The organism is Pseudomonas sp. ZY71 (genome assembly GCF_036542145.1).
GTDB lineage: Bacteria > Pseudomonadota > Gammaproteobacteria > Pseudomonadales > Pseudomonadaceae > Aquipseudomonas > Aquipseudomonas koreensis_A.
Map to the genome: position 1 here is coordinate 4862272 of NZ_CP144274.1, position 23340 is coordinate 4885611.

Below are 23340 nucleotides of genomic sequence, written 5' to 3' on the forward strand. Positions count from 1 at the left end.
CGCCATGCCCTCTATTGGTCATTCCAGACCCCGGGGCTTGCGCGGTGCGCAAATGTTGCACGATCACCCGCACCATTGCCATTGATTACTGCCCCACCGCCAGACACTTTCATTTAGCGCAGCGGCAAACCGGGACAGCGTGCAAACAGCGCGGGCGAATTGTCTTGAACACTTTGTGAAAATTTCGTGCAACGCATATCTGGAAACACAATATAGATACAAAACAAAACGCCCCGAATCGGTCGGGGCGTTTTGTTTGAGCGCGAGATTACTTCTCGGCGCGTTCTTTCAAAGCCTTGAGGGTGTTGAACGGCGCATCGACAACAAACTTGTTGGCAATCATCGACGGCACGCTGCCACCTGGCTCGGTGTGCACCTGGTAGGTCACTTCAACCTGATCACCTTTGGGCACGAACTTCCAGAAGCCTTTGACCTGCGCTACACGGACAAAGCCTTTCTCTTCCGGGATGTACTTCGGCAGACCTTCGAGGTTACGGGTCAGGCTGCCATCGGCGCCTTCGACAGTGGTGACTTTCAGCACAGAATCACGCGGGGTGACTGGCCAAGGCGTGTTGAACTGGGTGTAAGTCCAGCTCTGATCGCCTTCGTGCTTGAGCAGTTTCTGGGTCTTGCACTCGTGAATCCAGGCACAGGCGCCGGAAACGTCTTCCTGCAGTGCGCGCAGTTTGGCGACGGTGGTCTTCATCAGCGCAACGCCCTGGTAGGACTTGTAGTCCGAACCCGGCACTTCACTGAGGGACACCTTGATGCCGTCCTCGTTCTTGGCGACTTTCCAGTCTTCAGCCTGAGCGACGGACGTGGCCAGCACAGCGGTCAAACCACACAACACAGCGATACGATGCAGCGAACCCATAGTCTTATTCCTTATTGTTGAAGTTCCGTTCGTTTGACACATCACGCCGCCGTCATCTGCTCCCACCAGCCGATCAGCCTGATCGCTTCTTCCGAGCTGCTGCCGCAGACTTCGACATCCGCAGCAAAGCCCGAACAGACTGCCGGGCGCTCCGGGCGGCCGAAAATTCTGCACAGGTTTTCGACCGAGAGTTGCACGCAACGTTCGCCAGCAGGTTTGCCATCAGGCATGCCGGGAATCGGCGAACTGATGGAAGGGGCAATGCAGCAAGCGCCACAGCCTTCACGGCATTTCATGACGAACGTTTCCTCGCGACGGGCGATGTGTAAAAGGGACGCGGACAGAGTAACCGCTAAAACGGCTGTTTTAAATTCCCTGAACCGGGGTTTTTAGCGATAACTGAATGTGACTGACCAGTCTCCGACAAAGCGTCTGGTCTGCGGGTCACAGATGGGCCGGGGTTTACTGCTTGAACTCAAAATCCAGCGCTGCGCCTTCGACTTCACGACGCTCTTCGTTGCGCAGTTGCAACTGCATTTCGTTGCTGAGCAGGCGGCCGTTGAGCTGGAATCCGTTGTTTTTCTCGCCAAACATCTGCGGCAGGATCGGCTCGCGCTTGGGCAACTCAACCGTGCCCTTGGGCTTCAGCTCCTGGACCATGTCCTTGGGCAGGCTCAGATCGAGTCTGGCCGACGGCAATCTGGTTTTCACCACTTCGCTGGCGGGTTTCGATTTGGAGGCGATCGGCTTGCGCTTCTTGATGATTTTTTGCTGGGGTTTCTTCGCCGGAGCGGCCTTTGGCGCAGGCGTGTTTTTTTTAGCGGGACTCGTTGCGGCCGGTTTGTCCTGAACCGCAGCGGCCACGGCTCCAGGCGCATGACCGATCATCAGCAAACCCAACAAAACCCAAGCGGCAGGAAAAATCGCTTTCATGGACCCAACGACACTAACGGCAGAGGGCCATATGCTCGCTTGTTGGGCGCCACAAGACAAGCATCAGCCAGCGCTCGTTCAGAATCCGCCAGCGGTTTCCTGACACAGTTGCGTCGCCAGCATGCCTAAGGTCATCAGCGCGCGCTCCGCCTCGCGGTTCCACGGAATCCCGCAGTTAAGGCGGATACAGTGGTTGAACTGCTCGGTATTACTGAAGATCAGTCCCGGCGCAATGCTGATGCCCTGCTGCAACGCGCGGACATGCAATTCCTGTGTGTTCACCCTCCCCGGCAGGCTCACCCAGAGGATGAAACCGCCCGTGGGCCGGGTCATTTGCGTGCCTTCGGGGAAGTACTGCTGCACCGCCAACTGGAAGGCACTGAGGTTTTTCCGGTATTCCTGGCGGATGTACCGTAAATGCCGGTCATATCCGCCGTTTTCCAGATAAGCGGCAATCGCCATCTGCGTCACGCTGCACGCCGAGTGTGTGCTGAAGGTCTGCAAGCGCTGGATTTCCTGCTGGTACTTGCCGGCGATCATCCAGCCGATGCGTACGCCGGGTGACAGGGTCTTGGAGAAACTCGAACAGTAGATCACCCGATCCAGCCGGTCATAAGCCTTGAGCGCTTTGGTTTTGCCTTGCTCGAACATCAGTTCGCCATAGATATCGTCTTCGACGATCTGGATATCGAAATCCGAGGCCAGACGCAGCAACTGTTTCTGCCGCTCTTCGGGCATGGTGCCGCCCAGCGGATTGCTCAGGCGCGTAGTCAGCACCAGCGCTTTGATCGACCATTGGTTGGCCGCCAGTTGCAAGGCTTCGAGGCTCATGCCGGTGGCAGGATCGCTGGGAATCTCGATGACTTTCAGGCCGAGTAGGTCAGCCAGTTGCAGCAGACCGTAATAGGTCGGCGACTCAGCAGCAATCAAATCACCCGGACGGGTCAGCACGCGCAACGACATCTGCAAGGCATCGACGCAACCGTGGGTGATCACCACTTCCGACGGATCGACCACCACGCCGGCATCGCGCATACGGATTGCCACTTGCCGGCGCAGCGGTTCAAAACCGGGGCTGAACATGTAGCTGAAGGCGCGCGGGCTATGGAAACGAGTGACCTTGGCCAGTTGCTGATGCAGTGCGCGTACCGGCAAGTAATCCACGCTGGGCACAGCCGCACCCAGCGGGAACACACCTTCACGGCGTGATTCGACCAGCACCTGTTGAATGATGCTGCTGCGAGTGACCAGCCCCGGCCGTTCGACCCGGGCAATGTCCGGCGTCGGCGCGGTGAGCGCAGGCGTTTGGTGTACGTAATAACCGGACTGTGGCCGTGCGCGAATCAGCCCCTGATCTTCAAGATTGGCGTAAGCCTGCAACACCGTCGCATGGCTGACGTTGAGCTGCGAACTCATCTTGCGCACCGAAGGCACGCGCTCCCCCGGTTGATAGACACCACGGCGGATGTCTTCGGCCAGTTGCTGAGCAATACGTTGGTAGAGCAAGAGATTGGTCATGACGCAGCACTCGATTTCACGGGCATTTTATTCTTGTGTGAAACAATACCGGAACAGTTTGGAAGTGTACTGGGACAGTTGCTACATTACTCGACCATACAGTGCGGTGTCTGCCCCTGACTGTACTGATTTGCGAGCCATTCGACAGACGTAAAAAAGCCCGGCACTGCATGACAGCCCGGGCTTTCCAGAGACGCAACCCTTAACGGGCGGCGCCGAGCTGGCCTTTTTCATCAGAGAAGACAATCTCAACCCGACGATTCTGTGCTCGTCCGCGCTCGGAAGCGTTGGCGTCCACCGGGTATTCGTCGCCGTAACCTTCGACCTGAATGCGTTTGTCGTCGATGCCCAGATCCATCAACACGTCGGCGACCGATTGCGCGCGGTCACGAGACAGCTTGAGGTTTTCCTGTTTGCCGCCGGTGCTGTCGGTGTAGCCCTCGATGCGCACCACGCGTTTCGGGTTCAGTTGCAGGAACTGCACGATCTTCAGCACGACACGGTTGGCCGAGTTTTTCAGCTCCGCTTCACCGGTATCGAACAGCACATCACCGAGGGTCATCACCAGACCTCGGTCGGTCTGCGTGGTGGCCAGTGCAACGATCTGTTCTTCCAGCCATTTGCCCTGCTGCTGCACGCTCAACAGTTTCGATTCACGCAGAGCCAGTTGCAGGCGCTGGCGGTCCAGTTCGAGCTTGGCCGCGCGCTCTTCGTTGAGCACTTGATTGGTGTGCTCGCGGGCGATTTCGCTGTAACGCTGGCTCAGGTAAGCGTAATGCACGACGTCGGAACCGCTGCCCCAATAGGTCGAAAGACGATCGGCACGGGCCAGCGACTCACCGGCGCGGATCACGTCTTTCGGCGCGATGCGCAGCACGTTGGAGTCTTCCTTGACCTTCTGGAAGTCGGCGCTGGCTTCTTGCAGAGCGGATTCGCTGTGCTGACCGGCGCAGCCGTACAGACTGGCACAAGCGGCGAGGATCAGGCCGCCGACAGCTTTGGACTTGAGACTCATTGGGCATCTCCCAGTTGCTTGCGCAGACGGACGATGCGGGTGTTGAGCACATTCACCTGTTCTTCACTTTTTTGCGTCAGCACTTTGGCTTCGGCCAGACGCGCATCCAGTTCGGCCTGTTCCGCACGCATGCGCGCGTTGCGGTAGGACTCGTCCGCCATGCTGCCTTTGGCGCGGTTGTATTTGGTTTCGGCCAGTTTCATTTCCGGCACTTCGTCGGCGGTAGCGCCAACAGCCTTGGCCTGGGTGATGGCTTGCTCGGTCAGGCGCATTTGCTCATTGGGTGCCGGATCGGTCGCGCAACCGGCCAGAGCCAGAACGGCCACAGCCGCGAAAAGAGGTCGAATACTCACTAAGAATCCCTACTGTTTTGGGGCACTGACAGGTGGTTGCGGCTGTTGCTGCTGCGCCTTCCAGCGCTCGATATTGCGTTGCAGCGCGGCTTCCGTCAGTCCGGACGCGGGCAATTCTGTCATCTTTTTGGCTAGCTGTCCGCGCAACCACGGATCGTTGCACGCCGAGTTATGCGAAACCGCGAGAAACAGACCCGGGCGGTCGATCGGTTGCTCGAACGCCAGCAAGTCATTGGCCATGCCCAATGCCTGCGCGGCGGCCATGCCTGAGTAACGGCCGGCGAGTACATATTCCACCTCACCGAGGAGCAGTTTCTGAAAGGCTTGAGTGAGGTTGGCTGTCTTGGTCAGGGTCAGATTCTGCTCGGCGAAAGTGCCGAATGCCTGGGTGATTCGAGACTTTTCTGACAGCGCACCTGCGTGGCCGTGCAAGTCTTTGGCTTCGCCGTAGACCAGGGTCGAGCCTTTGCGCGTCCACACCAGGTAGTCGTTTTGCAGCAGCGGCGGATAGATGTAGTCGAGGTTTTCCAGCTCAGTAAATGTCAACGGCGCATCGGCCAGCATGTCCATGCGCCCACTGCGCACTTCGTCGAGGGCTTGCGAGCGTTTGCCGGCGTAGAGCAACTCGACCTTGATGCCGAGATCTTTGGCCACTTGCTGCAACAGGTCGGCGCTGGCACCGATCAACTGCTTGGGATTCTGCGGGTCCTGCCACAGATACGGCGGTGCATCCGGGCTACCGGTGACGACGAGGCGCTCGCATTTGCCAGCGGCCATGGCCAAACCGGGCAACAGGGCCAAACCCAACAACCATCCGCAGCGCAGATCCATGGCAAAACGCTCCCCACTCAAATCCAAGACAAAAAAAAGCCCGACCAACAGGCCGGGCTCTTTATAAGTGAAGCCGCTGGATTAGACCAGCTTCTCCAGCTCAGGTACGGCTTCGAACAGATCCGCCACGAGACCGTAATCGGCCACCTGGAAGATCGGCGCTTCTTCGTCCTTGTTGATCGCAACGATCACTTTGGAGTCTTTCATGCCGGCCAGATGCTGGATCGCGCCGGAGATACCGACGGCGATGTACAGCTGTGGCGCAACGATCTTGCCGGTCTGACCGACCTGCATGTCGTTCGGTACGAAACCTGCGTCGACCGCAGCGCGCGAAGCACCGACAGCAGCGCCGAGCTTGTCGGCCAGGGCGTACAGATGTTTGAAGTTGTCGCCGTTCTGCATGCCGCGGCCGCCGGAAACGACGATCTTGGCAGCGGTCAGTTCCGGACGATCGGACTTGGCCAGTTCTTCACCCACGAAGCTCGAAGTGCCAGCGTCGTGCGCAGCACCAACAGCTTCAACAGCAGCCGAACCACCTTCAGCAGCAACCGGGTCGAAACCGGTGGCACGCACGGTGATCACTTTGATCGCAGCGGTGGACTGCACGGTAGCGATGGCGTTACCGGCGTAGATCGGACGTTTGAAGGTATCAGCGCTTTCAACCGAGATGATCTCGGAGATCTGGTCAACGTCCAACTGCGCAGCAACGCGCGGCAGGATGTTTTTGCCGTTGGAGGTAGCGGCAGCCAGGATGTGGCTGTAGCCAGCGCCAAGCTCTGCAACCAGCGGAGCAACGTTTTCCGGCAACTGATGCGCGTAAGCGGCGTTGTCAGCGTTGAGGACTTTGCTCACGCCTGCGATTTTCGCAGCGGCTTCAGCCACGGCGCCAGCGCCTTGGCCAGCAACCAGAACGTGGATGTCGCCGCCGATTTTGGCCGCAGCAGCCACGGTGTTCAGCGTGGCCGGGGCCAGCACTTTGTTGTCGTGTTCAGCGATTACCAAGATAGTCATGATCAGATTACCTTCGCTTCGTTTTTCAGTTTCTCGACCAGTTCAGCCACCGACTTGACCTTGATGCCTGCGCTGCGTGCAGCCGGCGCTTCGACTTTCAGGGTCTTGTTGGTAGAGGCGGTGGAAACGCCCAAAGCGTCCGGAGTCAGCACTTCGAGAGGCTTCTTCTTGGCTTTCATGATGTTTGGCAGGGACGCATAACGCGGCTCGTTCAAACGCAGGTCGGTGGTGACGATCGCTGGCAGTTTCAGGGAAACAGTCTGCGCGCCGCCGTCGATTTCGCGAGTTACGGCAACGCTGTCGCCCGAGACTTCGACTTTCGAGGCGAACGTGCCCTGACCGTAGCCGCTCAGTGCAGCGAGCATCTGGCCGGTCTGGTTGTTGTCGCTGTCGATGGCCTGTTTGCCGAGGATCACCAACTGCGGCTGTTCCTTGTCGACCACAGCCTTGAGCAGCTTGGCCACGGCGAGCGAGGTCAGATCTTCAGCGGATTCGACGAGGATGGCACGGTCGGCACCCAGAGCCAGTGCGGTACGCAACTGCTCCTGAGCGGTGGTCGGGCCGATGGAGACGACGACGATTTCAGTCGCAACACCTTTCTCTTTCAGGCGTACGGCTTCTTCCACTGCGATTTCGCAGAACGGGTTCATCGACATCTTGACGTTGGCGAGATCGACGCCGGAATTGTCCGCCTTGACGCGAACCTTGACGTTGTAATCCACAACGCGTTTGACAGCTACAAGAACCTTCATGGATTCCTCGTTACTCTCCGGTGAAAAGAAAGTCGCCTAGGCGAACCTGGCGGTTGATGCTCATCAGGCTAAAAGGGCACCTCTAAAAACGCCGACCGGGGTGCGAAGTGATTGCACGATGTGAAGGGGGTGCGACCGTTCGTCAGTGGTGACCGACAAGTCATTGATCCTCACGCTGTGTAAACTGCGCGCCAGACTGCGCTGCGCATCACTCTCAACCGCCTGTGCCCTGTCTTTAGACGTGCTCTTGAAACCGCCAGTCTGCCTACGACGAGCGCAAAACCGCCCGTATCTTGACCGGAACGCCTATTCCGGTCAATACAGCAAAATGACCATTCATAAGCCGCGCTTCTTTGATTTCTCTGGGCTGGAGCCGATTCAAACAAACGTTTGTATTGGACGCTAGGAGTGGTGTAGATATAATGCGCCGCCTAGAGAGAAAGGTCTGTTCTCCAATATTCCCCCTTGACGTTAACGTAAAGGAATAGCGGATGCGACATCAAACCTCCAAATTAGAAAAAAAACTGTTGAGCCTTGAGTAGGAGATAGCCTGTGGAACGCGAATACATGGAATTCGACGTGGTCATCGTCGGTGCCGGCCCCGCTGGCCTGTCCGCCGCCTGCCGTCTGAAGCAGAAGGCCGCCGAAGCCGGTAAGGAAATCAGCGTCTGCGTGGTCGAAAAAGGCTCCGAAGTCGGCGCACACATCCTCTCCGGTGCCGTGTTCGAACCACGCGCTCTGAACGAACTGTTCCCGGACTGGAAAGAACTCGGCGCGCCGCTGAACACGCCAGTCACCCGCGACGATATTTTCGTGCTGAAAAACGCCGAAAACGCGCAAAAAATTCCAGACTTCTTTGTGCCCAAGACCATGCACAACGAAGGCAACTACATCATTTCCCTCGGCAACCTGTGCCGCTGGCTCGCTCAGCAAGCCGAGAACCTTGGCGTAGAAATCTACCCAGGCTTCGCCGCTCAGGAAGCGCTGATCGACGAACAAGGCGTGGTGCGCGGGATCATTACCGGTGATCTCGGCGTCGACCGCGAAGGCAACCCGAAAGAAGGCCTGTACACCCCGGGCATGGAACTGCGTGGCAAATACACGCTGTTCGCCGAAGGCTGCCGTGGCCACATCGGCAAGCAACTGATCAAGCGCTACAACCTCGACAGCGAGGCCGACGCTCAGCACTACGGCATCGGCCTGAAAGAAATCTGGGAAATCGACCCGGCCAAGCACCAGCCAGGCCTGGTGGTACACACCGCCGGTTGGCCGCTGGACATCATGGGCACCGAGAACACCGGTGGCTCGTTCCTCTATCACCTGGAAAACAACCAGGTGGTGGTCGGTCTGATCGTCGATCTTTCCTACAGCAACACCTATCTGTCGCCGTTCGACGAGTTCCAGCGCCTCAAGCACCACCCGGTGTTGGCTCAGTACCTGGAAGGCGGCAAGCGCATCAGCTACGGCGCCCGCGCGATCTGCAAAGGTGGCCTGAACTCGCTGCCGAAAATGGTCTTCAAGGGCGGCGCGCTGATCGGTTGCGACCTCGGCACCCTGAACTTCGCCAAGATCAAAGGCAGCCACACTGCGATGAAGTCCGGCATGCTCGCCGCTGAATCGGTGGCTGACGCACTGTTCGCGGAAAAGGACGGCACTGAAGAGCTGACCACTTACGTCGACGCGTTCAAGAAGAGCTGGCTCTACGACGAACTGTTCGCCAGCCGTAACTTCGGCCCGGCGATCCACAAGTTCGGCGCCATCGTCGGCGGCGGTTTCAACTGGCTGGATCAGAACATCTTCGGCGGCAAACTGCCGTTCACCCTGCACGACACCAAGCCGGATTACGCTTGCCTCAAGCTCGCCGCGGACTGCAAGAAGATCGACTATCCGAAACCAGACGGCAAACTCAGCTTCGACAAGCTCAGCTCGGTGTTCATCTCCGGTACCAACCATGAAGAAGAACAACCGTGCCACCTGAAGCTGACCGACCCGAGCATCCCGATCAGCAAGAACCTGCCGCTGTACGACGAACCGGCGCAGCGCTACTGCCCGGCCGGTGTGTACGAAGTGATCACCAAGGAAGACGGCGAGAAGCGCTTCCAGATCAATGCGCAGAACTGCGTGCACTGCAAGACCTGTGACATCAAGGACCCTTCGCAGAACATCACCTGGGTCACGCCGGAAGGCGCTGGCGGCCCGACTTATCCGAATATGTAAGTCGAACCGCTGAACAACAAGGCTCCCGATTCGGGGGCCTTTTTGTTGCCCAAAATTCCTGCAACACCGCCGAACCCTGTAGGAGTGAGCCTGCTCGCGATAGCGGTGTGTCAGTTGACGATGATGCTGACTGACACACCGCTATCGCGAGCAGGCTCACTCCTACAGGGGATCTTCGTCGGATCAGGCGGCGCGCTCGTCTCCAGGACTACGCTCAAAGTAACGCTTATATTCGCGGCTGAACTGCGACGTACTCTGATACCCCACCCGATGCGCCACCTGCGCCACACCCAGCCCTTCCGCCACCAGCAACGTCTGCGCCTTCAACAAGCGCAAACGTTTCAGATACTGCACCGGCGACAATAGCGTGCTGCGCTTGAAATGCTCATGAAAGGTCGACACGCTCATGTTCGCGCAACCGGCCAGCGTCTCCACGTTCAATGGCTCGGTGTAATGCGCATGCAGATGACTGATCGACGCCGCCACCCGCGCGAATTGCCCCTGCTGCTCCACCAACGCGCGCAACACATCCGCTTGTGGCCCGCGCAACGCGACGAACAATAATTCACGCACCCGCGCCGGCCCGAGAATCTGGCATTCCAGCGGATCGTGCAGGCAACTCAGCAAGCGCTCGACACAACCGCGCATGCCATCGTCAAGCACCACCGAGGTCATCGACTCCGGCGTCTGCGCTGGAATATGCCGCCCCGGCGCCAGCCCCATGGCCAACACCAGTTCACCGAGCAACACCCGATCAATCGCCACCGACACACCGAGCAACGGCGCATCCGGCAAGGCAAACGTCTCGCACTCGAACGGCACCGGCAGCGCCTGAATCAGGTAATGCCCGGCGCCGTATTCCATGGTGCGTGGCCCGAGAAACGCCAATTTGCTGCCTTGGGCGATGATCATCAGGCTCGGCTCGTAAATGTGCGGGCCACGGGCGACGTCGCAACTGGCGCGCAACACTTGCACACCGGGCAACCCGGTCGGGGAATAACCATCGCGCAGCGCCAGCGGTTCGATCAGCGAAACCAGCCGCGCATTGGCATCAAGATGACGGGTTAATTGCATCGAATTGTTCTTCACAAAAAATCACGGAAACAGGGGATGAAAGCATCATCGCAGATCCTTTTGCCAATTCGACGGATCAAACCCGCATGCCGGAGGATTAGGCATGAGACCCGGAGGAATCGTCATGGCCGGACCGGCAGTCGGCGCCCAAAATGCGCCGCCTCACTTGTTCCTGCTTTTGCGAGGTTTCACATGTACACCGCCATCGGTTATGCCGCCCAATCGGCCACCACCCCCCTCGCCCCGATGAAATTCGAACGTCGCAGCCCGCGCGCCGACGACGTTGCCATCGAGATTCTCTACTGTGGCGTCTGCCACTCCGACATCCACCAGGCGCGCAACGAATGGGGCATTGCCGTTTACCCGTTGATGCCCGGCCACGAGATCGTCGGAAAAGTCACCGCGATCGGTGCGAATGTCACCCAACATAAAGTAGGCGATCTGGTCGGGGTTGGCTGCATGGTCGACTCTTGCCGCACCTGTGAAGCCTGCCAGTCGAACCTTGAGCAATATTGCCTCGAAGGCCCGACCATGACCTACGCCACCCCGGATCGGGTCGATGGCAGCAACACCATGGGCGGTTATTCCGACAGCATCGTCGTCAGCGAACACTTCGTCGTGCGTATTCCGGAAACACTCGCACTGGCCAGCGCCGCGCCGATCCTCTGCGCCGGCATCACCACCTACTCGCCACTCAAGCATTACGGTGTAAAAGCGGGCGACAAAGTCGGGATTCTCGGCATGGGTGGTCTGGGCCACATGGGCATCAAATTCGCCAAGGCCATGGGCGCTGAAGTCACACTGTTCACCCGCTCGGCGAGCAAGGCAGAAGAAGGTCGTCGTCAAGGCGCCGATCACGTGATCGTCTCCACCGACGCCGAACAAATGAAAGCGGCTGCCGGTTACTTCGACTTCCTGCTCGACACCATCCCGGTGCAGCACGATCTGAATCCGTACCTCGACACCCTGCGCTTCGACGGCGTGCACATTCTGGTCGGTCTGATCGAGCCGATTGATCCACCAGTGCACGCCGGCAAACTGGTGATGAGCCGCCGCGTGTTGGCCGGCTCGTTGATCGGTGGCGTCGCCGAAACCCAGGAAGTGCTGGATTTCTGCGCCGAACACAACATCACCTGCGACATCGAAATGCTCGACATCCGCCAGATCAACGAGGCTTACGCCCGGATGATTGCCGGCGACGTGAAGTACCGTTTCGTCATCGACATGGCGACGCTCAAGGTTTAAATCTGCCTTATACCTTCAAGCCGAGCTCCGCCGAAAGCCGAGCTGTGACCCCTTTGATCAGGGGAATCAGCTCGGCCATTTTTTCCAGCGGCATGTACGGCACGGTACTGGCGATACTGATCGCCGCCACGATGCCCTTGCTCGCATCGCGAATCGGCGCCGCCACGCAGCGGATCGACGGTTCGTTGTCCTCCAGATCGAAGGCGTAGCCACCGGCGACGTATTCGGTCATGCGCTGCTCCAGCTGTTCCCACGACTGCTGGGGATGCTGCGGCCAGAACTGACTTTTCCCACCTGCCGGCAGACTGATGTCGTACAGACGTTGCCAATCTTTCGGCGAATCATCGAGCATCAACGCCTTACCGATACCGGTGCGCGCCAGCGGCATGCGATGGCCGACCCGCGAGCGCATTTCCGGGCCATTGCGTCCCGGGTTCTTCAGCAGATACAGCACTTCATCGCCTTCACGAATGCCCAAGTGCACGGTGTCGCCGGTCAGCGCCGACAACTCGTCCAGATACGGCCCGGCCAAGGTCACCAGCGGCAACTCTTCGCGCGCCTGAAAACCCAGCTCGATCAGCTTCGGCCCGAGCAGGTAACCGACTTGCGGCACCACGCGCAGGTAACGCTCATCAACCAGGCAACTGGCCAGACGATGGGTGGTGCTGCGCGTGGTGCCGATCAGCCGGGCAATCTCCTTGAGATCGCGGGCGCCACTGGCCACCGCTTGCACCACGCCGAGGCCTCGCAATAGCGTCTGCGTGCCGGTGGGCGCGGCGTCCTTGGTTTTTTCCGGAGCGTCTTCCTGCATATCCAGCCTTTTACCGTTGAGCGAAGGAACGGGCGGCATTATGGTCGCCCGACGCAGACCACTACAACTCGATACGCTCGACCTTGCCGACCAGCAGCACGTAGGACAAAGCACCGATCAAGGCGAGCACCGCGATATAGGTGATCGCCGGCGCGAACGAATCGCCACTGGCGAGGAAGCCGATGACGATCGGCGTGGCAATCGCCGACAGGTTGCCGATGAAGTTGAACACCCCGCCGGTCAGCCCTAGCAAACGCGCCGGCGCCAAGGTCGACACCAGCGACCAGGTGATCGAGGCCAGACCGTTGCCGAAGAACGCCAACGCCAGGAAGGCAATCACCAGCGGCGTCGATTCAACGAAGTTGGCGCCGATGATCGAGGTGGAAATCAGCAGCCCGCCGATGATCGGCAACTTGCGCGCAAAGCCGACGGTGCAACCGCGACGAATCAAAAAGTCGGAAAAGAACCCCGAACACAGCACCCCAACGAACGCTGCGAGAAACGGCAGCGACGCCAAAAGGCCGGACTTGATGAAATCCATCCCGCGATATTTCACCAGGTAGGTCGGGAACCACGTGAGGAAAAACCACAGCGTCGAGTTCAGGCAGAACTGGCCGAGATAGATGCCCCACAACTTACGCTTGGTCAGAACGATGCCCAAATCGGTCCAGCTGAATTTGGCTTTGACCTTGGCCGTCTCCTGCTGAATATCGACCAGACCACCGCCCTCGCGGATCAGATCGATTTCCGCTTCGTTGGCACCTTTGAAATCCCGTGGCTCGCGATACACCGCGTACCAGATCGCCGCCCAGATGATGCCCACCGCGCCGGTCGCGACGAAGACCATGTGCCAGCCGAATTCGTGCTGCAGCCAGGCCAGCACCGGGGTCAGGAATGCCAGACCAACGAACTGCCCGGAGGTGTAGAAACCGATCGCCGTGGCGCGTTCACGTTCGGGAAACCAGGTCGTCACTACGCGGCTGTTGATCGGATACGCCGGCGCTTCCAGTGCACCGACCGCCATGCGCAGCACGAACAGCGCAATGAAACTGGCCGCGAAACCGAGCATCACCGTGGCCAGCGACCACAGCAGCAACGCGACGCTGTAAAGAATGCGCGGCGGCACACGATCGACCAGCCAGCCGCCGGGGATCTGCATGGCGGCGTAGGTCCAGCCGAACGCAGAGAAGATCAGGCCGACGTGAATCGGGTCGATGCCCAGCTCACTGGTCAGCGCCGGCGCGGCAATCGACAGGTTGCTGCGATCGAGGTAGTTGATGACCACGGTGATGAACAGCAACACCATGATGAAAAACCGCTTGCGACTGGGCGTGACTAAAGACGCCTGCCCGGTGAGGGTTTGCGGTTGCATGGGGAGAGCCTCTTTTTATGTTTATTGAGGTCGGCCTGAGGCCTGCACAAATCCCTGTAGGAGTGAGCCTGCTCGCGATAGCGTCTTGTCTGTAACATCAATTCTGGATGTCACATCGAATCGCGAGCAGGCTCACTCCTACATTTGAACTGTGGTGAATCAGAAGGGAATCACCACTCGGCAAAACTGCCATCGGCATGACGCCAGATCGGGTTGCGCCAGCGATGCCCGACCGCAGCGCGCTCGATCACGTACTCCTCGTTGATCTCGATGCCCAACCCCGGGCCGTTCGGAATCTTCACGAAGCCTTTGTCGTAATCGAACACCCGTGGATCCTTCACGTAGTCGAGCAAATCGTTGCTCTCGTTGTAATGGATGCCCAGGCTCTGCTCCTGGATAAACGCGTTGTAACAAACCGCGTCCAATTGCAAACACGCCGCCAGCGCAATCGGCCCCAGCGGGCAGTGCAGCGCCAGTGCCACGTCGTAGGCTTCGGCCATGTTGGCGATCTTGCGGGTTTCGGTGATGCCGCCGGCGTGCGAGGCGTCCGGCTGGATGATGTCGACGTAGCCTTCGCTCAACACGCGTTTAAAGTCCCAACGCGAGAACAGCCGCTCACCGAGGGCAATCGGCGTGCTGGTCAGCGGCGCCAGTTCTTTCAACGCTTCATAGTTTTCGCTGAGCACCGGCTCTTCGATAAACATCAGTTTGTACGGATCGAGTTCCTTCATCAGCACCTTGGCCATCGGCTTGTGCACGCGGCCATGGAAGTCGACACCGATGCCGACGTTCGGCCCGACCGCATCACGCACAGCGGCGACGTTGGCCAGCGCCAGATCGACTTTTTCGAAGGTATCGAGAAATTGCAGCTCTTCGGTGCCGTTCATTTTCACCGCAGTGAAACCACGGCTCACCGCCTCTTGCGCCGCACGCGCGGTGTCGGCCGGACGATCGCCGCCGATCCACGAATACACACGAATCTTGTCACGCACCTGACCGCCGAGCAGATCACTCACCGACACACCGAGGGCCTTGCCTTTGATGTCCCACAGCGCCTGATCGATACCGGCCAGTGCGCTCATGTGAATCGCGCCGCCACGGTAGAAACCGCCGCGATAGAGCACGGTCCAGATGTCTTCGATGTTGCGTGGGTCTTTGCCGATCAGGTAGTCGGACAATTCTTCAACGGCAGCGGCGACAGTGTGCGCGCGGCCCTCGACCACGGGCTCGCCCCAACCGGTCACGCCTTCGTCGGTTTCGACCTTGAGGAAACACCAGCGCGGCGGGACGATGAAGGTCGTGAGTTTGGTGATTTTCATCTCTGCTCTCTTTTGTAAATGCAGCTCTTATTAGATGCAGCGCACGCAGCGCCAGAAAGTCTTAGCGAAGCGCCTTCCACGCGGCCACGTAGGCCTTGGCATTCACTGCCACCTGCTCCGGCGTCATGCCCGGTTTGAACAGGCCGGAACCGAGGCCGAAACCTTTCACGCCTGCGTCGATAAACGCCTGCATGTTGTCCGGCGTGATGCCGCCGACCGGCGCCAGAACCGTTCCCGCCGGCAACACTGCGAGCCAGGCTTTGACGACCGCCGGGCCCATCTGCTCGGCCGGGAACAGCTTGAGAATGTCCGCGCCCTCCTCCAGCGCCGCGAAGGCTTCGGTGGGCGTGGCGACACCCGGCGACAGAAACAGCCCCGCCGCTTTTGCAGCGCGTAAAACCTTGGCATCGCTGTGCGGCATGACGATCACTTGGCCGCCGGCTTCTTTCACCAACCCGACCTGTTCCGGGGTCAGCACCGTGCCGGCACCGATCAGGCAATCGGCGGGCAAGGTCTTGCGCAGGATGCGGATACTTTCGTACGGCGAAGGGGAATTGAGCGGTACTTCGATGACGCGAAATCCGGCGGCATACAGGACTTCTCCGACAGCCGCGGCTTCCTGCGGGTGCAGGCCACGCAGAATCGCGATCAGACCGTTTTGTGCCAGTGCTTGCTTGAGCATGTCAGGCCTCCAGTCAGGGTTAACGGGATGAGGTGTCGATCAGTCCGGCGGCCAGCGCCAGTTGCCACAGACCACGCTCGGTGGCCTGCTCGGCCAGCGTCACGTTGGCGAAACCGCAGGCATCGAGGGCACGGCTGTAGCGCGCACAGAGTTGCGCGTTGCCGATGAGGATGATCGAAGGAAGATTCGGGTTGTTGCGGCGACGGCGCTGAACCGTGGCGAGCGCCGCCAGTTCATGGCCGATCATCAGGCCGGACAAATAATCCGCCTGCTCGGTCGGGCTGAGTTCGCCGGTCAAGCCCAGGGTACGGGCGCTGAACAACGTCGACAGCACACCGAGTTCGCCGTCCGCCGACAGAGCAACCTGCGCACCACGGTCAAATGCCAGAGCATCGAAGATCGCGCCTTGCTTCAGGGTCCGGCCGAGGATGCTGTGCTCGCTGAGCACGGCGAACACTTCGCCGGTCATGAAGGTATCGAAATGAGTGATGCAGCCACCGACCACGTCGACCCATTTCGAGTGGCTGCCCGGCAGGCCTATCAACAGATCAGCACCCGCCTCAATCGGCAGATTCTGCAGCACGCCGAGCACTTGGGTTTCTTCGCCGCGCATCACATTCGGCAGACGCGAACGCTGAATCACACCCGGCACGATATGCACGCGGGTGCCGCGCAGACTGACAACTGTTTGTAGGGAGTTTCCGAGATTGGCGACGTTCGCCGGCGTCTCGCAGTAGGCCGCTTCACGCCAGCCCTGCGCACTGCCGACCATGCCGCAGGCAATCACCGGCAGATCCGGCTGCGCATCGAGCCAATCGCCGCACGCCTCATCGAACGCCAGTTCAAAACCATCGGCGCATTCGCGACCGTTGATGACTCGCGGAGTCTTCGGCAGTTGCATGATCCCGGACGACAGCGCGCGCTGCTCCAGCACCACACCACCCGCCGCGAGTTTGTAAGCACGTAATGAGGTCGTCCCCCAGTCGAGCGCGATCAATTGCGCCAGCATCGCTTCACCTGTTTTGTTTTTGGCAGTGAGTGCGACGGACTATAGACCTCTCAGGCGCTAAATCTCAATATGTAATTTTACATCCCATATTATGGGACATCATCAGTCCATTTTGTCCAACGCTGAACGACATCCAGATCATTGTTGATCAGGATCCTCACTGTTTCGTCCTCGCTGGATCCCACCTCATGCGTGTGGCCCTTGTCGTCAGTTATTCCAGGCTCCCGGCGTCCGTCAGCGCGAATAATGGTGTAAGCCGCGAAGGGCGCCGGGTTTTCCTCTGAACCTGAAACAACCTTCAGCTTCGTGTTGTTCGGTGCAAACGAAGCCAACATGCCGGCATAGGGCACGTCGCTACAGAGTCCGAGGCTGTCAATCTGGTCATAGCCGAGCGCCAGGTCATAGCGCCAGCGCACGATGCACACTGAGGCAAAAGGCAGCAACGACCTTGGTTGGTCGGGCTGTTTGAGCGAAATACGCGCGGGTGCCACGCGCGGATGTTCTATTGCGGCAATGAACCGCGACGTGGGCATGTACATGACTTTCGAGTAATACGCCACGAACGGGAACGCGGTGATCACCACCTTGCACGGAATGTATTCCTGCGGTTTGAGGATCTGCACCAACTCAACCGGTCGGATGTGGTTACGGCCGTCGTTGACGGCGTGATTCTCGACACTGATATTCGCGAACATCTCATAACGACGATCGCCTTCGATCAAGCGCATGCCGCTGACGATTCCCGAGGCTTCCAGGACGATTTCATGTTCGATGGAAAAATCCGCATCGCCATTCAACGAGCAATGGATCCAGGTACCAATCTGCCCTCGTCGCCCATGATCCTCATACAGGTCAATCAGGTTTCGGTCTGAGGTGAAACGCAGGTCGTAAGAGGAAGATATCTCGTGATTGATCGAGACAAATTCAAGCCTTGCGGGGGGAACATCCAAGTGCATGCAAGAGGAACACAACGCAAACAAACAAACCAAAAGCAACCTTGCCATTACCACTCCAAAAATCAACTGCTGGGCACGTCATCGAAAACTGTCGTAGTCCGACAGGGCAGAAAAAACATCTGCAACGGGGATGAACAGTGATTTGGTGTAATACGCCTTATAACCCGTTGCCGTAACCACCACTTTGCACGGAATCATCTGCTTGTCTTTCAACAAGCCTTTTATGGCGTCACGACTCAAGTACTTCGAGGTCCTTTTCTTTTCACCAACGTCCTTGAAAGCAATGCTCGCGGTGTATCCGAATCCGGCCTTGTTCAAATGCTCCTTGTTTTCTCTGACCAGACCCATTGCTGCTTTCGATATCGTATGTTCCACGGAAAAGTCAGTGTCATCACCCAGGGCGCAAATGAATACCTGGTCAAAGCTGTTCGCTTTCTTTTCCCGCCAGAAAATCTCCAGCAGTTCCACATCCGAATTGAAATTGACCTCAAAAAAAACGCTATTCGAGCGCGGCGTAACCGATTCATAGCCCAATGACGCGGGGGTGATGTCATGAGACTTTGCGCAGGCAACGCACAATAACGACACAGCGATCAGCAATACCCATCTCATGCACCTTCCCTCAAGTAACCAGCAATTGAACTCGCCGACAAATCCAATGCCGACTGCCCGCACTCCAGACGGGACTCATACAATCTCAAGGCCGAGTAATGGTTGAATTTGACGATCCCCATAACATCGGGACCTGATTCGATATCCCACTTGCCCCCTACCCAAGCGACTACGTCGGTTCGATCCATCTCGTCAGGCTCTGCCCGAACGTTGATCCAAGTTTCAGCCTTGGGCGTTGGCTCCGACCAGTAAATATCCGAAATCAACGCCACCATCACACCTTCCCCCACAGGATCCAGAGTAACGAGCATTTTCACGATATAACCTTTATCGGTGAGAATCTGCGACAAATGCGCGCCGTTCCACCCGCCCAGACTATGACCCACAATGTAGACATGTGCGGACTTGTGAGGCAGCTTAGAGAATACAAACTCTTCGAGGTCGGCATCCCCTTTTACATCGTTGTATCCCATGTAATAGGGTTGGAATTTGCCGCCATAGCTCGAGCCCAAACGGATCTGCAAAGCTTCCATGGCCCGCAAGGTGTAGTTGCTAGGCCCGTCTCCGTAGTAACTTTCCGAATCGCCAGCACCGCCAATGAAAAAAGCCACAACCTCTCTGGCAAGTGTCACGGGTTTGACCGTCTGATCCTCTTTTGTCGTCAACTCATGGCTGGCGACCAGTCTCCCGATGCATCCTTGAACGGCTCCGGATTGAGCTCCCATCGGTATTACTCCACGTACAGTTTGATGGTTTCTTTGAGGTGCGAACTGACCGTGTGGGTATGACCCTTGGCATCAGTGACGCCTCGTTCCAGCGTTCCATCTGCCCGTTCGATGACGTAGGCAATATAGGAAAGCGGTTCACCGCTGTTTTCATCAACGATCTGCATTCGATCATTGAAATGCACAGGCATCGGCAACAGCCCACTAAACGCTGCCCCTCCGCCGCTCTGGCCGATAATCACAGTGCCCGAACCACCTACCACGACATTGCCGTGGCCTCCGGTGCTGTCGAGCGTGGCCGCGTTCAAGCCGTTGATAAAAACGGTGCCGGAAACGGCCCCGGTAATCGGGCTGCCGCACGCCGATTTATCGGTCATGCGCGCGGCGGCGAGGCCGTCGAAGAAGACGTTCGGCGAGCCGGAAGCAATCGGGTTGGTGCCATGGCCTGGCAATGGGCAGGCGGTCGGGTCGGTGACGCGTGCAGCGGGTTTACCACTCAATTCAAAGCTCCTTGCTTCAGGGGTTCCGGGTGCGGCTGATGAATATCGATGTCGGTCGCGGCGAAGCGCCAGCGGTTATCGACGGGGTCGAACAGGGCGTGACAATGCTCACGGCTGTCGAGTGATGCGGCGGTTTGCAGGTGTTGCCAGGCTTCGTCGGTTTGCCAGGCCAGTTCAGCCGGCGAGGCGTCGTCGAGTTCGTTGAGCCAGGCGTTGTAGTTGCGCAGGTGATTACGCTCGTAAGTCGATTGCAGCAGTTCGGCCATTTGTGCGCCGAAGTCGAGATGATGCTGGGCCGTCCACTGGCCGATCTCGGAATAGACGTACCAGCCCATCGGCATCAACCCGCCGTCCTTGAGCAGCGAATGCCCGGCAGGGGCGACAAAACCGCAACAGACATGCAGTGTCAGCCAGCCTTGATGGGCGTCGATAAACGCCGTCGGATCGAAAGTGCGCAGCGGTATCACGCGGTAATCGGCGAGCCCGGCACTGCGCGTCATCAACTCAGCATCGAGGCGTGACACGAACGCACGAATGGCGCTGCCGCCCGTGCGGTTTGTCATGCACAGAATATCGACCGGTTGGCGCTGGGGGTTGTCGCTCAAGCCTGAGTTTTTCACCAGGCCATACAGACGCATTGTCGCCCGTAGTCCGCTCATCGCCGGTCACTCGTTGACGCAGCGAAGGCTCCACGGGCGTGGAGAAGTTGTGCCAGAGGCATTGCAGGTGTCGTCCGTGAGCGCGCAAAAATGGCGCGTAGAATGCCGGACTAGAGGGCTGGCGACAATCGAATTACTTCCGGATTGCCATCATCGTGTTCAGCCCTCGGCAAACTCACGCAGAACCTGGCCATCCATGCGGTAGCGCACCCACTCTTCCTGAGGTTGTGCGCCGAGGGATTTGTAGAATTCGATCGCCGGCGTGTTCCAGTCGAGCACGCTCCATTCGAAGCGGCCGCAGTCGTTGTCGCAGGCGATTTTTGCCAGGTGACGCAACAAGGTTTTGCCGGCACCGCCGCCGCGTTGCTCCGGGGTGATGTAGAGGTCTTCGAGGTACAGGCAATTGCTGCCGAGCCAGGTCGAGTAGCTGAAGAAGAACACCGCGAAACCGATCGGCAGACCATCGCGCAGGCAAATCAGACCGTGAGCGGTGGCGCCTTCGCCGAACAGGCTGCGTTCGATGTCGGCAACGCTGGCGATGACTTCGTGGCGGGCCTTTTCGAAATCGGCGAGTTCAGTAATGAAGGCGAGGATTTGCGGGGCATCGCTGGGGGTCGCCGGGCGGATTTCGATCGTCATGGACGGGCCTTGTCGGAAAAGGAAAACGCCATACTAAGGCCGTGCGCGGCGCTCGTCACATGGCAAAACACACACTACCCTGCGCACTGTTACAAACATTGCAGTTCCCTGTGGGAGCGAGCCTGCTCGCGAATGCATTCTGTCATTCAACAATGCCGGTGACTGTAAGGATGCCTTCGCGAGCAGGCTCGCTCCCACAGGAACTGAGACAATCTGAAAGGATGCTTATGAACCTTGAGTTTTTTACACCCGTGGCGGCACTGGCAGCAGAGTTGCTGCCGCACGCATTGGAGCCGTCCGACGACGGCGCCCACGACCTCGCCCACCTGCAACGGGTCTGGCACAACGTGCGTACGTTGCATGAAGAAGAAGGTGGAGATCTTGAGGTGCTGCTGGCCGCCGTGCTCTTGCACGATTGCGTGGCCGTCGAGAAGAATTCACCGCTGCGTTCGCAGGCTTCGCGGCTGGCGGCAGATAAAGCTTCGTCAGTGCTGGCCGATCTGAACTGGCCGGAAGAAAAAATCATGGCCGTCGCCCACGCCATCGAAGCCCACAGTTTCTCCGCCAACCTCACTCCGCTCACCCTCGAAGCCAAGATCGTCCAGGACGCCGACCGCCTCGACTCACTGGGCATGCTCGGCGTCGCTCGTACCTTCTACATCGCCGGGCGCATGGGCTCGGCGCTGTACGACCCGCAGGATCCCGAAGCGAAACAGCGCGACTATGACGACAAACGTTTTTGCCTCGATCACTTCCAGACCAAGTTGCTGCACCTCGCCGACGGTTTCCAGACTGCCGCCGGCCAGCGTCTGGCGCAGGTCCGTCATCATCGTCTGAAGGGCTTCATGAAGCAGTTCAAGGAGGAGATCGGTCTCGCTTGAGCATTACTCCGGCGTGCAGTGATCCTGACTTCGCCAACCTCAGACCTAAGCCGCCTGCCTGACGTGTTAAACAGACGGCGCTGAATTTTTCCGGTCAAGGAACCGCGTCATGTCGCCAGTAACATCCAAGGTTTCAGGCAAGCTGTTCGGCTTGTTCTGTCTCGCCAGTTATCTGCTGTCGCTGTCCTATGGCTCGACGTTTTTGTTGTCGCTGCTGATCGCTTCTCGCGGCGGCAATGAACACGATGCCGGCAGTGTGATTTCGGCGGCGATGCTCAGTACGTTTGTCGCGGTGCTGGTGTCCGGGCATTTGTCGGACTGGCTCGGGGCGGCGCGCTCGATTGCAGTGTTCGGGCTGTTGCTGGTGGTGGCGAGTCTGGGCTTTGCGCTGACGCAGGGGTTCGGTCATCTGCTGTTGTTTTTCGGCTTGCTGTTGGGATTGGGTTGGGGCGTTTTCTATACGTTGGGGCCGATCATCGTCGCCAGTCTGGTGACGCCGGCGCAACGAGCGAAATACTTCGCGCTGTTGTCGGGCAGCATGATGACCGGCATTGGCAGCGGCCCATTACTCGGGCGTGCAGCCAGTGCCTTGGGGTTGCCAGTGACCTCGGCGTTTTACCTGGCGGCACTGGCGAGCCTGGTTGGCGTGCTGTTGTTCTGGCAACTCGGGGCTCGATTGAAAAGCACGCAAGTAACCTCGGCCGCAAGAATCACTTGGCGAGCGACCACCCAAGTGCTCGGCTCGCGCGCACTGTTCCCGATCATCATGGTCGGTCTCGGCGGATGCGTGTTCGGTGGTCTGTCGAGTTTCCAAACCAGCTATGCCACCGCCCGCTCGCTGGATTACTCACTGTTCTTTCTGGGTTTCATGGGGGCGGCCATCAGCAGCCGGATGTTGATCGCAGGTTATGTGGTCAAACGTGATCCGCTGCGCGCGTCGTGTCTGTTGTCCGGACTGATGCTGGCTTCGATTGTGCTGTTCGCGTTCGGCGTGCACAGCGGCTTCAGTTATCTGCTGGCAGCGGTGATGCTCGGCGTCGGTTATGGCCTGACCTATTCGGTGATCAACGGTTTGGCGGCCAACGAAGCACCGGCCGGCACCACTTCACAGGCCTTGTTGCTGTTCAGTCTGGCGTACTTTATCGGTGTGTTTGGTTTCCCGTTGCTGGCCGGGAAAATCATCGTTGAGCACGGCATGAGCACGCTGCTTTTGACGGTTTTGATCGTCGCGTTGGCCAACTGGTTGATTACCCTTGGCCGCTTGCTCTGGCGGCGGATCAGTCTGAAAGCCGCGCAGGCAACCTAGACCGTTCGTCGCTCATCAGGCACCAATCCGATCACAGGGCAGACCA

The 23340-nt window shown here is 58.7% G+C and carries 25 protein-coding genes; 4 read left to right on the forward strand and 21 right to left on the reverse strand.

From position 1 onward, the window contains the following. Positions 1–268: 268 nt before the first annotated feature. The 9 genes from VY732_RS21480 to VY732_RS21520 all read right to left on the reverse strand — a co-directional run bounded on the left by VY732_RS21480 (position 269) and on the right by VY732_RS21520 (position 7287). Positions 269–874 (reverse strand): START domain-containing protein, encoded by a 606-nt coding sequence (locus VY732_RS21480; RefSeq protein WP_123595180.1) that lies wholly within the window; start codon positions 872–874, stop codon positions 269–271. 41 nt (positions 875–915) lie between these two features. Further along, positions 916–1170 carry a YkgJ family cysteine cluster protein gene (locus VY732_RS21485; RefSeq protein WP_331691704.1) on the reverse strand — a complete coding sequence of 85 codons (255 nt, stop codon included), beginning with the start codon at positions 1168–1170 and terminating at the stop codon, positions 916–918. Between the two features lie 166 nt (positions 1171–1336). Continuing rightward, positions 1337–1807 carry a translation initiation factor 2 gene (locus VY732_RS21490; protein ID WP_077574044.1) on the reverse strand — a complete coding sequence of 157 codons (471 nt, stop codon included), beginning with the start codon at positions 1805–1807 and terminating at the stop codon, positions 1337–1339. Between the two features lie 78 nt (positions 1808–1885). Continuing rightward, entirely contained in the window at positions 1886–3325 is a 1440-nt protein-coding gene (locus VY732_RS21495) for an aminotransferase-like domain-containing protein (protein WP_007908347.1), read from the reverse strand. Between the two features lie 202 nt (positions 3326–3527). Beyond that, positions 3528–4340: an OmpA family protein gene (locus VY732_RS21500; RefSeq protein WP_116030472.1), complete on the reverse strand. Its 813-nt coding sequence runs from the start codon at positions 4338–4340 to the stop codon at positions 3528–3530. Then, entirely contained in the window at positions 4337–4693 is a 357-nt protein-coding gene (locus VY732_RS21505; RefSeq protein WP_331691705.1) for a DUF4398 domain-containing protein, read from the reverse strand. Before VY732_RS21505 ends, VY732_RS21500 begins: the two co-directional genes overlap by 4 nt. A gap of 9 nt (positions 4694–4702) precedes the next feature. After that, positions 4703–5524: a substrate-binding periplasmic protein gene (locus VY732_RS21510; RefSeq protein WP_331691706.1), complete on the reverse strand. Its 822-nt coding sequence runs from the start codon at positions 5522–5524 to the stop codon at positions 4703–4705. An 81-nt stretch (positions 5525–5605) separates the two neighbouring features. Beyond that, positions 5606–6535, reverse strand: coding sequence for an electron transfer flavoprotein subunit alpha/FixB family protein (locus VY732_RS21515; RefSeq protein ID WP_007908340.1), 930 nt, complete (start codon positions 6533–6535; stop codon positions 5606–5608). A 2-nt stretch (positions 6536–6537) separates the two neighbouring features. Then, complete coding sequence (locus tag VY732_RS21520) at positions 6538–7287, reverse strand: electron transfer flavoprotein subunit beta/FixA family protein (protein ID WP_007908338.1); 750 nt, start codon at positions 7285–7287, stop codon at positions 6538–6540. 552 nt (positions 7288–7839) lie between these two features. Here VY732_RS21520 and VY732_RS21525 point away from each other — a divergent pair. Further along, positions 7840–9504, forward strand: a complete 1665-nt coding sequence (locus tag VY732_RS21525) for an electron transfer flavoprotein-ubiquinone oxidoreductase (RefSeq protein ID WP_137217811.1) — start codon at positions 7840–7842, stop codon at positions 9502–9504. Positions 9505–9687: 183 nt separating this feature from the next. Here VY732_RS21525 and VY732_RS21530 read toward each other — a convergent pair whose 3' ends face one another. Beyond that, positions 9688–10578, reverse strand: coding sequence for an AraC family transcriptional regulator (locus VY732_RS21530; protein WP_123595172.1), 891 nt, complete (start codon positions 10576–10578; stop codon positions 9688–9690). Between the two features lie 192 nt (positions 10579–10770). Between VY732_RS21530 and VY732_RS21535 the strand changes: the two genes are divergently transcribed. Further along, positions 10771–11823, forward strand: a complete 1053-nt coding sequence (locus VY732_RS21535) for an NAD(P)-dependent alcohol dehydrogenase (protein WP_331691708.1) — start codon at positions 10771–10773, stop codon at positions 11821–11823. A gap of 7 nt (positions 11824–11830) precedes the next feature. Here VY732_RS21535 and VY732_RS21540 read toward each other — a convergent pair whose 3' ends face one another. The 11 genes from VY732_RS21540 to VY732_RS21590 form a co-directional block, all read right to left on the reverse strand. Continuing rightward, entirely contained in the window at positions 11831–12634 is an 804-nt protein-coding gene (locus VY732_RS21540) for an IclR family transcriptional regulator (protein ID WP_034155326.1), read from the reverse strand. A 61-nt stretch (positions 12635–12695) separates the two neighbouring features. Further along, entirely contained in the window at positions 12696–14006 is a 1311-nt protein-coding gene (locus VY732_RS21545; RefSeq protein WP_331691709.1) for an MFS transporter, read from the reverse strand. Between the two features lie 170 nt (positions 14007–14176). Next, positions 14177–15325: a galactonate dehydratase gene (gene dgoD, locus VY732_RS21550; RefSeq protein ID WP_064391479.1), complete on the reverse strand. Its 1149-nt coding sequence runs from the start codon at positions 15323–15325 to the stop codon at positions 14177–14179. Between the two features lie 61 nt (positions 15326–15386). Then, positions 15387–16007, reverse strand: a complete 621-nt coding sequence (locus tag VY732_RS21555) for a 2-dehydro-3-deoxy-6-phosphogalactonate aldolase (RefSeq protein ID WP_116030467.1) — start codon at positions 16005–16007, stop codon at positions 15387–15389. Positions 16008–16026: 19 nt separating this feature from the next. After that, the gene (locus VY732_RS21560) at positions 16027–17016 is read right to left on the reverse strand and encodes a 2-dehydro-3-deoxygalactonokinase (RefSeq protein ID WP_331691710.1); all 990 of its coding nucleotides are present in this window, start codon (positions 17014–17016) and stop codon (positions 16027–16029) included. Between the two features lie 89 nt (positions 17017–17105). Continuing rightward, a complete protein-coding gene (locus VY732_RS21565; RefSeq protein ID WP_331691711.1) occupies positions 17106–18020 on the reverse strand; it encodes a hypothetical protein in 915 nt (304 codons plus the stop codon). 30 nt (positions 18021–18050) lie between these two features. Next, on the reverse strand, positions 18051–18584 hold the full coding sequence (locus VY732_RS21570) for a hypothetical protein (protein ID WP_331691712.1): 534 nt from the start codon (positions 18582–18584) through the stop codon (positions 18051–18053). Next, positions 18581–19309, reverse strand: a complete 729-nt coding sequence (locus VY732_RS21575) for an alpha/beta hydrolase (protein ID WP_110720357.1) — start codon at positions 19307–19309, stop codon at positions 18581–18583. Before VY732_RS21575 ends, VY732_RS21570 begins: the two co-directional genes overlap by 4 nt. Before the next feature lie 5 nt (positions 19310–19314). After that, positions 19315–19809 carry a PAAR domain-containing protein gene (locus tag VY732_RS21580; RefSeq protein ID WP_034155333.1) on the reverse strand — a complete coding sequence of 165 codons (495 nt, stop codon included), beginning with the start codon at positions 19807–19809 and terminating at the stop codon, positions 19315–19317. Then, positions 19806–20468, reverse strand: a complete 663-nt coding sequence (locus VY732_RS21585; protein ID WP_331691713.1) for a hypothetical protein — start codon at positions 20466–20468, stop codon at positions 19806–19808. Before VY732_RS21585 ends, VY732_RS21580 begins: the two co-directional genes overlap by 4 nt. A gap of 159 nt (positions 20469–20627) precedes the next feature. Then, a complete protein-coding gene (locus VY732_RS21590) occupies positions 20628–21107 on the reverse strand; it encodes a GNAT family N-acetyltransferase (protein WP_007908312.1) in 480 nt (159 codons plus the stop codon). A gap of 227 nt (positions 21108–21334) precedes the next feature. Here VY732_RS21590 and VY732_RS21595 point away from each other — a divergent pair, with 227 nt between their 5' ends. Beyond that, positions 21335–21988 (forward strand): HD domain-containing protein, encoded by a 654-nt coding sequence (locus VY732_RS21595; protein ID WP_331691714.1) that lies wholly within the window; start codon positions 21335–21337, stop codon positions 21986–21988. Positions 21989–22097: 109 nt separating this feature from the next. Then, positions 22098–23294 (forward strand): MFS transporter, encoded by a 1197-nt coding sequence (locus VY732_RS21600; RefSeq protein WP_331691715.1) that lies wholly within the window; start codon positions 22098–22100, stop codon positions 23292–23294. The last annotated feature ends 46 nt before the right edge of the window (positions 23295–23340 follow it).